This is a genomic window from Saccharothrix saharensis, assembly GCF_006716745.1.
Taxonomy (GTDB): domain Bacteria; phylum Actinomycetota; class Actinomycetes; order Mycobacteriales; family Pseudonocardiaceae; genus Actinosynnema; species Actinosynnema saharense.
In genome coordinates this window covers 405068-416623 of sequence record NZ_VFPP01000001.1, presented here as the reverse complement: position 1 = coordinate 416623, position 11556 = coordinate 405068, and the positions used below count along the sequence as shown (strand labels likewise).

Below are 11556 nucleotides of genomic sequence, written 5' to 3'. Positions count from 1 at the left end.
CGTGGAACAGCGATACCTCGGGCGCAGCGGACTGCGGGTCTCCCGGATGGCCCTGGGCACGATGACCTGGGGCCGGGACACCGACGCGGACGAGGCGGCCACCCAGTTGCTGGCCTTCGCCGAGGCCGGCGGCACCCTGGTGGACACCGCCGACGTGTACGTGGAGGGCGAGAGCGAGCGGATCCTGGGCGGCCTGCTGGGCGAGGTCGTGCCGCGCGAGGAGCTGGTGATCGCGACGAAGGCGGTGGCGCGGCGCAACGACGGTCCGTTCGGCGGCGGCGCGTCCCGCGGTGCGTTGCTGCACGCCCTGGACGGCTCGCTGCGCCGGTTGCGCGTGGAGCACATCGACCTGTGGCAGCTGCACGCGTGGGACGCGAACGTGCCGCTGGAGGAGACGCTGTCCGCGCTGGACGCGGCGGTCACCTCGGGCCGGGTCCGGTACGCGGGCGTGTCGAACTACTCGGGCTGGCAGCTGGGCACGGCGGCGGCGCTGCCGGGCCACACGCCGCTGGTGTCGACGCAGGTGGAGTACTCGCTGCTGGAGCGCGGCGTGGAGCGGGAGGTGGTGCCGGCCGCCCAGCACCACGGGATCGGGCTGCTGCCGTGGGCGCCGCTGGGCCGGGGCGTGCTGACCGGCAAGTACCGCAACGGCACGCCGTCGGACTCGCGGGGCGCGTCGGCGCACTTCGCCGGGTACGTGGAGCAGCACCGCACCGAGCGGGCGGCGCGGATCGTGCAGGCGGTGGCGACGGCGGCGGACGGGTTGGGCACGAACGCGCTGTGCGTGGCGCTGGCGTGGGTGCGGGACCGGCCGGGCGTGGTGGCGCCGGTGGTGGGCGCGCGGGACACCGTCCAGTTGCTGGGGTCGCTGGCGGCCGAGGAGCTGACGCTGCCCCCGGCGATCCGGGCGGCGTTGGACGACGTGAGCGCGGTGGAGTTCGGTTACCCGGAACGGCCGATGGGGTGAGCCGGCCGGGCGGGTGAGCGTCGTGAGGGCGGCGCACGCGGGATCGCGGGCGGGTTGCCGGCCCGGACCGGTGGGTCGTCCGGCCGGGGTGGGGCTCGGCCGCCCGCCGTTCCGCCACGACCCCCGGGCCGCGGCGGAACGGCGGGCCGTGGGTCAGCCGGCGTAGGTGCCCCGGTAGCCGACCGGGCCCTCGCCGGGGAACTGCGCGCTGCCGGAGAAGGTGGCGCCGTTGTCGAAGAACGTGACGCTGCCGTTGCCCTGGTCGCCGCTCCACGTGACGGTGGTGCCCGTCCCGGGTTTGCCGTCGGCGGGCACCACTTGCCCGCGGTTGGCGATCTGGACGGTCAGGTCGGCGTCGGGCTGCCAGCCACCGCTGCCGGTGCCGATCTCGGTGTTGTACGTGGCCATGATGGTCCTCCCTCGATGAGCGCGGGCGGTGTCGTCACCCGCACCCGGATCGCACCAGCGGCGCGGCGGCACGGGTGGGCGGTGGCCGCGAACCAGGCTCGCGGGTGAACCGCGCCACCCGGCCGTGTCGGCTGTGGTCGCGACCCGTTCGCGGCGGCTGAGCCGTCCGGGCGATGCGGTGCCGCGTCAGCGGAGGGTGTCGGCGACCAGCCGGAACCACTCCCGCACGTCGCCGAGCCGGTCCTCCAGCCAGGTGGCGGCGTCGGCGGCGAGGTCGAGGGCGCGGGGTGTGCGGACCTGCCCGGCGAGGTGCTCGACCAGGGTCTGGATGCGGCGCACGGGCGGCGGGTGGTTGCCCGCGAACGGGACGGTGAGGCCGAGCTCGTCGGCGAGCCGGTCGGTGACCTCGTGCAGGAACAGCACCAGCAGCACGGCCGCGACCAGGTACGGCTCGTGCGCCTCCAGCTCGCGGTGCCCGAGGTCGTCGAGGCTGCGCAGCATGATCACGGCCGCGATCCGGTCGGCTTCGTGCTCGCGGCGCCAGCCGACGGACTGGGCGTCCAGCGCACCGACCGGCGTGCCGGGGTCGGTGCGGCGGCGGGCGTGCGCCAGGTGCCCGGCCAGCACGTGCCCGAACTCGTGGGCCAGCACGAACTGGGTGGCGCGCCGAGCCATCAGCGAGACCAGCGCGGCGCGCTGCCCGGACAGCTCGGGCAGCGGCCGGGCCTGGACCGCGCCGTTGCCGTACAGGTGGGCGTTGACGGCTTCGGCCAGGGCGAAGGACGCCTGCTCGCCGCTGAGCAGGGGCGGTGTGCCGTAGTTCGGCAGGGCGCCGGTCATGGTCTTGAGCACGGCGCCGAGCAGGTCCGGCAGCGCCGTGTCGACCAGGACGAGCACGCCCCGGCCGGGCACGGGGACGCTGAGGGTGTCCAGGGTGCCGGTGGGGAACACCCCGGCGAGCACGGGCGTGGCGGTGTCCCAGCCGGCGGCGCGGGCCAGGTGCAGCACCTCGGGCTGGAGGGCGTCGAGCGTGCGTTGTTGGCGGTGCAGGTGCGCGGGCCGGTACGCGCGGGGCCGCACCCGCGCGTCGACCAGCCGGCCGAGCAGGTCGGGCAGCGGTTCGGCGGCCACCTGGGTCCAGGTGTGGTAGCGCGCGGCGGTGTCGGCGGGGTGCGCGGGCGGGCCGAGGTGGTCGACCACCCGCCGGTCCCGCAGCAGTCGCACGTGCCGGTCCCGCAGCTCCTCGACGGTCATCGCGACGCCTCCCCCGTTCACTGGGGTTAGTCGCCGAGGGCGGCCGAGGGGTACGGGTGGCGGCCGACTATCACCTGCCCAGACCAACGACAACACCCGCCCCCTGCGTGACGATGGTGGTTCGGTGATGGATGCTGGGAGGGCTGAACGGGGTCGACTGGGAGGTCCGACGTTGCGCCGACTGGCGGCGGTAGTGCTCACCGGGGTCGCGTTGGTCTCGGGCTGTGCGACCGAGGAGAACCCGGCCGATCCGCTGCAGCTCGCGGCGACGTTGGAGCCCGCGCGGCCCGCGGTGTCACCGGATCAGGCGACGGCCCCGGAGGGCCGCGTCGTGCCGTCGGGTCGGGCGACGTCGGTCGCGGTCGCCGGCGGGCGGGTGGCGGTGGCGCTGGCCGAACCGCCGTCGGTGGCCCTGTACCCCCTCGACACGCTGAGCGACCCCGTCGTGGTGCCGTTGCCCGGTCCGGCGGAACGGCTGGTGACCGTCGGTGACGTGGTGGAGGCCGTGGTGCCCGCGGGTGTCGTGGTGACCATCCGCCCGGACGGGACGTCGTCGCAGCGCGCGGTGGACGGCGCGCCGGTGGACACCGCGCGGGTGGGCGACCGGACGTTGGTCGCGCAGCGCGACCTGCGGCAGGTGTCGGTGGACGGGCACGTGGTGCGCGGCATCTCCAGCCCGGACCGGCTGGTGGCGGTGGGTGGCGCGGCGGTGGTGCTGGACCGGCCGCGCAGCGCGGTGTTCGACCTCGACCCGGCGGCCGACGGCCCGGGAGCGGGGCTGCGGGCGGGCGAGGGCGCGACGAACGCCGTGGCCGACCGGTTCGGCCGGGTGTTCGTGGTGGACACGCGAGGCGGTGAGCTGATGGCGTTCTCCACCGGTCCGCTGATCATGCGGCTGCGCTACCCCGTGCCGGGCGAGCCGTACGGGATGGCCTACGACGAGGCGCGCGACCTGGTGTGGATCACGCTCACCGGGCGCAACGAGGTGGTGGCGTTCGACGTGGCCGGCGCGGAGCCGGTGGAGCGGCACCGGTTCGCCGCGGTCCGCCAGCCGGACTCGGTGGCGGTCGATCCAGGCAGCGGGCGCGTGTTCGTCGCGTCCGGGGACGGCGCAGGGATGCAGGTGATCGGATGATGGGCGAAGGGGTGGTCGACGGGGACTGGGAGTACCGGCCGCTGCGGCTGCCGGCCGGTGTCTCCCGTCGCACGGCGACGACGCAGCTGGCGATCCACGCCGAGTTCGCGGGGTGGGAGTTGTCGCGGACGCTGCTGTTCGGCGACGGTTCGCGGAAGGTGTGGCTGCGCCGCAAGCGGACGGCCGCCGTGATGCCGGGCGTGATCACCTAGGGCCGTCCGGCGGGGCGGGTCCTGGTGGGCGTCACCGTCCGGGCGGTGGCGGCGGTGCCGTTCGGTGCGGGAGTGCCAGGGGGGGATCGACTCGGACGACTACCACAGGTGTGGTACCACAGGTGTGGTGAAGCGGGCTTGACCTGCGATTTCAACCCTGAATGGTCCTGTGTGGACGATCCGGCTCAGTGGACCACGGCCCAGGTGCGGACCTCCGGGTCGACCAGGACGTCGAGCACCGGGTCGGGTCGCTGGGCGGCGGTGACGCACGTGAGGTCGTCGCAGCGGTGCTGGACCTGGAAACCGGTGCCGCCCGGCGGGGTGATCCACAGCGTCAGCAGGTAGGCGGTGGTTTCGCCGTCGTCGATGTACTCGGCCCCGACGACGGCCGCGCGGGACGGCACGGCGGTGGCGCGGAGCGCGGCGCTCGCGCGGGCGTCCTCGGCGGCGCTCGCGCCGATGCTCACCGCGATGAAGAGCACCAGCAGGGACGCGGCCACCCACAGCGCGACTTCCCACCACGTGTCCGAGCGCGCCACCGTGATCGTGCCGCCGACGAGCACGGCGACCGCGACGACGGCCGCGAGGGTCTTCTGCACGCGGGCCGAGCGCGGGCTGGTCAGCCGCACCTGGGTGGGGTTCGGTGGTGAGTCGACCACCTCGCGAGCGTAGGCCACCCTCCCCCGGCGCCGGGTGCTTTTCCGCGAGCCGCCGCTTCGGGTGGGACCGGGGTCAGTCGGCGTCGGTGAGGGCCGCCGTCGGGTCGCGGTGCGGGGTGCCGGTGGGCCACCAGTCGCCGTCGACGGAGCGGTAGGGGTACCAGCGGCCGTCGCGGCCGTAGCGGAGTTGGCGGTCGTGGACGGTCCAGCGGTTGCGCCACACGGTCGGTTCGGGGAGTTCGCCGCTGTCCCAGGCGGCGCGGGCGCGGGCGGTGTCGGTCCTGTCGGGTGTCCAGGGTTGTTCGAGGACGTCGAGAGCCGTGAGGCCGCCCTGCCGCCAGGCGCGCACGGCGCGGGGGTCGGCGTCGAGGCGGTCGCGCAGGGCGGGGTGGGCGGCGGCCATGCGGATGTGGTCGCGGCGGTCGTCGGGTGCGGGCCACCGGCCGGTGGCGAGGACGTCGCGGGCTTTGGCGGCGGCGTCGGCGACGAGCAGCCGCAGCACGTCGACGTCGAGGCCGGGCGCGGGTTCGAACTCGGGCAGCGGGCCGGGTTCGCCGGGTGGCGGGTCGTCGGGCAGGTCGGGAACCGGTCGGGCGTAGGCGGCGGTGGCGAGCACGCCGCTGGCGGGTCGGGCGCCGGCGACGACTTCGTCCTGGTCGCGGCCCCGCAGGAGCAGCAGCAGCCAGGGGTCGGCGTCGATCAGCCACGACGCCTGGTGGCACAGGGCGGCGGCGTGGCGGCACGGCAGTTCCCAGCCGGGGCAGGTGCACTCGGGGTCGAGGTCGCCGATGCCGGGCAGCAGCGGCACGCCCGCGTCGGCGGCGGCGTCGGCGAGCTCGCGGGGCATCTCGCGGTCCAGCAGCGCGGCGAGGTGGCCCGCCTTGACGGCGATCTGGCCGAGGAACCGGTTCCACTCGCCGTCGGTGAGCTCGGTGACGCGGACGACGGTGTGGTGGGTGTCCTCGGTGTCGTAGACGGTCGCGGCGAGGCGGCCGGGGCTGACGGTGATGGTGCCGACGAGGCCGGCGTGGGCGTACTTGCGGCCCTGGCGCAGCGGCGCCTGGTCCAGCGAGGTGTCCTCCAGGGCTTTTAGCCACGCCTTGCCCCACCAGGAGCGGGCGCGGCGCACGCCCTTGCCGAACGCGGGGAAGCCCTTCACGCGGTCGCTCACGTGCCGCTCCTGAGTTCGACCAGGTTGCCCAGTTCGTCGTCGGACAGTTCGGTGAACGCGGCGTCGCCGCGGGCCAGGACGGCGTCGGCGAGGTCGCGCTTGGCGCGCAGCATCGCGGCGATGCGGTCCTCGATGGTGCCCTCGGCGATGAGCCGGTGCACCTGCACGGGCCGGGTCTGGCCGATGCGGTGGGCCCGGTCGGTGGCCTGGTCCTCCACGGCGGGGTTCCACCACCGGTCGTAGTGCACGACGTGGTCGGCGCGGGTGAGGTTGAGGCCGGTGCCCGCGGCTTTGAGCGACAGCAGGAACACCGGGCACTCGCCGTCCTGGAAGCGGCGGACCATGGCGTCGCGGGCGGGGACGGGCGTGCCGCCGTGCAGGAGTTGGCTGGTGACGCCGCGGCCGGTGAGGTGGCGTTCGATGAGGCGGGCCATGGCGACGTACTGGGTGAACACGAGCACCGCGCCGCCTTCGGCGAGGATCGTGCCGAGCAGCTCGTCGAGCAGCTCCAGCTTGCCCGACCGGCCGGCGAGCTTGGGCGAGGTCTCCTTGAGGTACTGGGCGGGGTGGTTGCAGACCTGCTTGAGTCCGGTGAGGAGCTTGACGACCCGGCCGCGGCGGGCGATGCCGTCGGCCTCGCGGACCTCCGCCATGAGCTCCCGCACGACGGCCTCGTAGAGGACGGCCTGTTCACGGGTGAGCGCGACGGGCTGGTCGGTCTCGGTCTTGGGCGGCAGCTCGGGCGCGATGCCGGGGTCGGTCTTGCGGCGGCGCAGCAGGAACGGCCGCACGAGCCGGGCGAACCGCTGCGCGGTCTCGTGGTCGTGGTCGGCTTCGATCGGGCCGGCCCACCGTGCCTGGAACCGCGCCCGGGTGCCGAGCAGGCCGGGGGTGGTCCAGTCGAGGATGGCCCACAGCTCGGACAGCGTGTTCTCCACCGGGGTGCCGGTGAGGGCGACGCGGGCGCGGGCGGGGACGCGGCGCAGCGCCTTGGCCGTGTCGGAGGCGGGGTTCTTCACGTGCTGCGCCTCGTCGGCGACGACCAGGCCCCAGTCGACGTCGGCGAGCCGGTCGGCGTCCAGGCGCATGGTGCCGTAGGTGGTGAGCACGAAGCCCTCGTGCGCGACCTCGCGGCGCGGGCCGTGGAAGCGGCGGACGGGCACGCCGGGCGCGAAGCGCTCGATCTCCCGCTGCCAGTTGCCCATCAGCGACGCGGGGCAGATCACCAGGGTGGGGCCGGGGTCCCGGTGGTGCCCGACGGTGCTGTTGCGGTGCAGGTGCAGCGCGATGAGGGTGATGGTCTTGCCCAGGCCCATGTCGTCGGCCAGGCACGCGCCGAGGCCGAGCGAGGTCATCCGGTCCAGCCAGCGCAGGCCGTGCAGCTGGTAGTCGCGCAGGGTCGCCCGCAGCTCGGCGGGCTGGGCGAGGGGCGTGCCGTCGAGGTCGGCGAGGCGGGACCTCAGCTCGTCCAGCCAGCCGGTGGCGGCGACCTCGACCTCGACGCCGTCGACGTGGGTGGTGCCGGTCAGCGCCGCGCCGAGCGCGTCGATCGCGGTGACCGGCTTGAGGGCGCGTTCGCGGGCGCGGCGGGCGAGTTCGGGGTCGACGAGGGTCCAGCGGTCGCGCAGCCGCACCACGGGCCGGGTCGCCTCGGCGAGGCGGTCCAGCTCGTCGGGGGTGAGCGGGTCCTCGCCCAGCGCGAGCTGCCAGTTCACGGAGGTGAGCTGGTCAGGGCCGAAGAACGCGGGCCGGTCGGCGGGCCGTTCGCCGATGACGACCTTCGCGGTCAGGTCGCGCACGAGGTCCTTGGGCCAGTGCACGTCCACGCCCGCGCCGGCCAGGCGGACCGCGCCGGTGGCCAGCAGGTGCGCGATGTCGGAGTCGAGCAGGGCGACCTCGTCGGGCACGGCCTGGTCGAGCAGCCGTTCCAGCGGCGGCCAGGCACGGGCGGCGCGGCGCAGGGCGATCACGGCGTCGGCCCGGGACCGCTGGTTGGCCGACGCCCACAGCTCGGCGGCGTCGACCACGCGGGCCGGGTCGGCGAGGCTGTGGACCTGCACGACCGCGCGGAACGGGCCGAAGCCCTCGATCCGCAGCGAGATGCGCACGCCCTGGTCGGCCCAGTCACGCAGGTGCGGCACCTGCTGGGGCGCCATGGAGGCGAACGCGGGAGCACCGGCGGCGTGCACGGCCGCCGCGCCGCGCGGCATGGTGTCGGCGACGGCGTCGAGGAAGGCGCGCAGCAGCGGTTCGGCCTCGGGCAGCTCGAGCGGGTCGGGGCCCGGCAGCGGCACCGCGCGGGCGTGCGCGGGCATGGCGTCGGCGAGGTCGCGGACGCGGGCGTGGTCGGCGGCGTCGAGCGGGCCGAGCAGCCACGCGTCGAAGTCGCCGTCGGTGACCGCGGGCCGCACCCGGCCGCGGGCGACGAGCTGCAACGCCACCACCACCGCCGCGCCCCAGAACGCGGTGGCGGGGTGGGCGTGCGGGGTGCGGCGGGCGCGGCTGAGCAGCGGGACGGCCTCGGACACGGGCAGGCGCAGCGCGGGCACGGTCCGCCGCACCCCGTCGGGCGTGGCGATGGTGAGCCGGTCGGACCCGGGGACGCCGAGGGGTGCGGCACCGGGCCGCGTACCGGGTGTCCGCTGGTCGGTCCCGCTGTCGTCGGCCGGGTCTTCGGCGTAGAAGGCGACGGTGGACGTGCGTGGCGGGTCGGCGACCTCGAAGACGGCCGCGTACCGCTCCAACCCTGTGTTCAGCGCTCCCCCTCGCTACTCAAGTTTGAGTATAGCCCAACTGCCGGGCGCACCCGGCGATCCCGGCTCCCCGGCCATCGGGTAAGCGCCCGCTTCGAGGCGTTCGACCAGGCCGCGCGTCCACTCCGCACCGGTGGCCGCCGTGTGCTCCCACAGCCCGTACAGCTCCTTCACGTGCGTCGGCTCCCGCCACTGCCCCGCCTGCTCACGCGCCGCGTCACGCCTGGCCTCCAACGCCGCCAGCCGTTCACCCAGCAGCCCCACCGCCTCCGCGCGGGTCAACGACGGCAGCAGCGCCAACCCCGCGGCGAGCAGGTCGGGCCGCGTCTCCGGCCGCCGCAACGCGTCCCTGAGCAGCGTGCGGTACTCGGCCTCCCCCTTGGCGGTGATCCCGTAGTCCGTGCGGCCCGGCGGCACCAGGTCGTCGACCAGGCAGCCTTCCTTGGTCAGCTGCTTGAGCGCGTGGTAGATCGAGCCCCACTTGACGTTGGCCCACTCCCCCGCGCCCCACGACATCAGGTCGTTGCCGATCAGGTAGCCGTGGGCGCGCCCGTAGCCGCGCACCACCCCGAGCACCAGCAGCCGTGTTGCCGACATCGCGTCCTCGTCCAGCGGGGTCCGGGTCGCAGTCCCGGTTTCGCCGGTCAGGGTAGATCGCCGAGGATGAGCCGGTGACGCCCGCCAGGATCGACGACGCCGGACGCCGGGCCCGCCCGGGCGTCCGCCACCTGCTGTCCACCCGCGCCGCCCGGGTGGAGGACGTGGTCGACGCGCTCGTCGGCCTGCACGCCACCGACCCCGCCACGGTGTTCCTGTCCGCGTGCGCCCGCCTCGACCAGCCCTCGGTCGCCGCGGTGGAGGCCGCGCTGTACGAACGGCGAGACCCCGTGCCCGACCCCGAACCGTGGGCCGCGCTGCTGCCGGCACTGGATCCCACACCGATGGGATGGCAGGCTCGCGACTGGTACCTGCCCGCCCGGCACCGGCCCCGCCTGTTCGACACCGCGGGCAACGTCGGCCCGACCGTCTGGTGGAACGGCGAGGTCGTCGGCGGGTGGGCCCAGCGCGCCGACGGCGAGGTCGTGTGGCACCTGCTGCACGACGTCGGCGCGGACGCGGAAGCGGCGATCGCCCGGGAGGCGGACCGGTTGACGTCCTGGATCGGCGGGGTGCGCGTGATCCCCCGCTTCCGGACCCCGTTGGAGAAGGAGCTGGCGCGATGATCGCGTTGCGGAAGGTGGACGACGCCGCCGTGGAACGACTGCTCGGCCTCGCGGTGGCCGACGCCGACCCGGCCGACGTGATGCCGCCGGGCTGGACGCCGGCCCGGCCCGACGAGTTCCGCGAGTTCTACCGGGGCTTCGCCGAGGACGCCTACGAGATCGTGCGCGACGACCGCACCGTCGGCATGGTCCGGCTCACCGCCAAGGGCGAGACCGGCATGTGGCTCGCCCGCTGCGCCCGCGGCCGCGGCGTCGGCCTGGCCGCCCTGCGCCGCGTCATCGAGGAAGCACCCCGGCGCGGGGTGACCACCCTCGTCGCCGACACCACCACCGGCAACACCGCCGCCCTGACCGTCCTGCGCAAGGTCGGCGCCACCCTCGAGATCGACGGCACCCGCGTCTACGCCCGCGTCACCGTGCCCGCCGAGCCCCCACCCGACACCGCCGACACCCGCGACCTGCTCCTGTCCTACCTGGACTTCCACCGCGACGCCGTGCTCCGCGAGATCGACGGACTCTCCGAGGACGAACTGCGCACCAGCCGCCTGCCCAGCGGCTGGACCCCGCTCGCCATGCTCAAGCACCTCGCCCACGTCGAACTGCGCTGGCTGCGGTGGTGCTTCCGCGGCGAAGACGTCGAACGACCCCACGGCAACCCCGACGTCGAGAACGCCGAATGGGTCGTCGAGGACGGCGACACCACCGACGGCATCCGCGCCTTCTACCTCGACCAGTGCGCCCGCTCCCGCGCCATCACCGCCGAATCCGCCCTCACCGACCGCGCCGCCCGCTGGGACCGGCCCGACGCGCCCCGCGGCACGCTCGCCTGGATCCTGTTCCACCTGCTCCACGAGTACGCCCGCCACCTCGGCCACCTCGACATCGCCCGCGAACTGGGCGACGGCGCGACCGGGACCTGACCGGCCCCCGCCGACCTACCGCGAACCCACCACCACCGTCGCCGACAACTCCTCGTCCGACACCACCTCCGCGCGCAACCCACCCCGCGCGAACGCCGCCACCGTCCCCGCCGCCTGCCGCGCACCCGTCTCCACCAACAACCGCCCACCCGGCGCCAACCACCGCGCCGCACCCGCGATCACCCGCCGCTGCACGTCCAGACCGTCCACCCCACCGTCCAACGCCACCAGCGGCTCGTGCTCACGCGCCTCCGGCGGCATCATCCCGATCGACCCGGTCGGCACGTACGGCGCGTTCGCCACCAACACGTCCACCCGACCCGCCAACGACACCGGCAACGGCCCGTACAGATCACCCTCGTACACCCGACCCGCACCCACGTTGCGCCGGGCACACGCCACCGCCACCGGATCCACGTCCACCGCGTACAACTCCACCCCCGGCACCCGGTCCACCACCGCGGCACCCACCGCACCCGACCCGCAACACAGGTCCACCACCACCGCACCCGGCCCCGCCACACCCACCGCCACCCGCACCAGGAACTCCGTGCGACGACGCGGCACGAACACCCCCGGCTCCACCACCACCCGCAACCCGCAGAACTCCGCCCACCCCACCACCTGCTCCAACGGCAACCCGGCCACCCGCCGCGCCGTCAACAGCTCCAACTCCTCCGGACCACGCGCGGCCTCCACCAACACCCGCGCCTCGTCCTCGGCGAACACGCACCCGGCCGCGCGCAACCGCGCCACCACATCAAGATCCACGACGACGAACGCCTCTCGCGAGAAACCCGCGGGCGCCCCTCACACCGCCACGACACGGCCGGGAGCGACCCGATGCACACCAG

The 11556-nt window shown here is 75.0% G+C and carries 11 protein-coding genes and 1 pseudogene; 5 read left to right on the top strand and 7 right to left on the bottom strand.

The genetic code is table 11. The annotated features are described in order from the left end of the window. Position 1 precedes the first annotated feature (1 nt). The gene (locus FHX81_RS01265; RefSeq protein ID WP_141974816.1) at positions 2–967 is read left to right on the top strand and encodes an aldo/keto reductase; all 966 of its coding nucleotides are present in this window, start codon (positions 2–4) and stop codon (positions 965–967) included. A gap of 153 nt (positions 968–1120) precedes the next feature. On the opposite strand, the gene FHX81_RS01260 is transcribed toward FHX81_RS01265, so the two are convergent. Both FHX81_RS01260 and FHX81_RS01255 read right to left on the bottom strand, forming a co-directional pair. Continuing rightward, entirely contained in the window at positions 1121–1375 is a 255-nt protein-coding gene (locus FHX81_RS01260; RefSeq protein ID WP_141974815.1) for a hypothetical protein, read from the bottom strand. Between the two features lie 186 nt (positions 1376–1561). Then, positions 1562–2629 carry a M48 family metalloprotease gene (locus FHX81_RS01255; RefSeq protein WP_141974814.1) on the bottom strand — a complete coding sequence of 356 codons (1068 nt, stop codon included), beginning with the start codon at positions 2627–2629 and terminating at the stop codon, positions 1562–1564. Positions 2630–2801: 172 nt separating this feature from the next. Between FHX81_RS01255 and FHX81_RS01250 the strand changes: the two genes are divergently transcribed. Beyond that, on the top strand, positions 2802–3764 hold the full coding sequence (locus tag FHX81_RS01250) for a YncE family protein (protein WP_211363344.1): 963 nt from the start codon (positions 2802–2804) through the stop codon (positions 3762–3764). After that, the gene (locus FHX81_RS01245; RefSeq protein WP_202918717.1) at positions 3764–3976 is read left to right on the top strand and encodes a DUF5703 family protein; all 213 of its coding nucleotides are present in this window, start codon (positions 3764–3766) and stop codon (positions 3974–3976) included. The genes FHX81_RS01250 and FHX81_RS01245 overlap by 1 nt, the downstream gene beginning before the upstream one ends. 185 nt (positions 3977–4161) lie before the next feature. On the opposite strand, the gene FHX81_RS01240 is transcribed toward FHX81_RS01245, so the two are convergent. From FHX81_RS01240 to FHX81_RS01225, 4 genes are all read right to left on the bottom strand, one after another. After that, positions 4162–4635 (bottom strand): hypothetical protein, encoded by a 474-nt coding sequence (locus tag FHX81_RS01240; protein ID WP_141974811.1) that lies wholly within the window; start codon positions 4633–4635, stop codon positions 4162–4164. 73 nt (positions 4636–4708) lie between these two features. Further along, positions 4709–5806 (bottom strand): SWIM zinc finger family protein, encoded by a 1098-nt coding sequence (locus FHX81_RS01235; RefSeq protein WP_141974810.1) that lies wholly within the window; start codon positions 5804–5806, stop codon positions 4709–4711. Then, complete coding sequence (locus FHX81_RS01230) at positions 5803–8550, bottom strand: DEAD/DEAH box helicase (RefSeq protein ID WP_141974809.1); 2748 nt, start codon at positions 8548–8550, stop codon at positions 5803–5805. Before FHX81_RS01230 ends, FHX81_RS01235 begins: the two co-directional genes overlap by 4 nt. 24 nt (positions 8551–8574) lie before the next feature. Beyond that, on the bottom strand, positions 8575–9156 hold the full coding sequence (locus FHX81_RS01225) for a PadR family transcriptional regulator (protein ID WP_141974808.1): 582 nt from the start codon (positions 9154–9156) through the stop codon (positions 8575–8577). Between the two features lie 284 nt (positions 9157–9440). On the opposite strand from FHX81_RS01225, the pseudogene FHX81_RS41690 reads away from it, so the two are divergent. Both FHX81_RS41690 and FHX81_RS01215 read left to right on the top strand, forming a co-directional pair. Next, a pseudogene (locus tag FHX81_RS41690) lies at positions 9441–9782 on the top strand (DNA glycosylase AlkZ-like family protein); the annotation flags it as partial. Further along, complete coding sequence (locus tag FHX81_RS01215; RefSeq protein ID WP_141974806.1) at positions 9779–10702, top strand: GNAT family N-acetyltransferase; 924 nt, start codon at positions 9779–9781, stop codon at positions 10700–10702. The pseudogene FHX81_RS41690 and the gene FHX81_RS01215, both read left to right, overlap by 4 nt. Positions 10703–10717: 15 nt before the next feature. Here the strand turns inward: FHX81_RS01215 and FHX81_RS01210 are convergent, their stop codons facing one another. After that, complete coding sequence (locus FHX81_RS01210; RefSeq protein WP_141974805.1) at positions 10718–11473, bottom strand: putative protein N(5)-glutamine methyltransferase; 756 nt, start codon at positions 11471–11473, stop codon at positions 10718–10720. Positions 11474–11556: the final 83 nt, after the last annotated feature.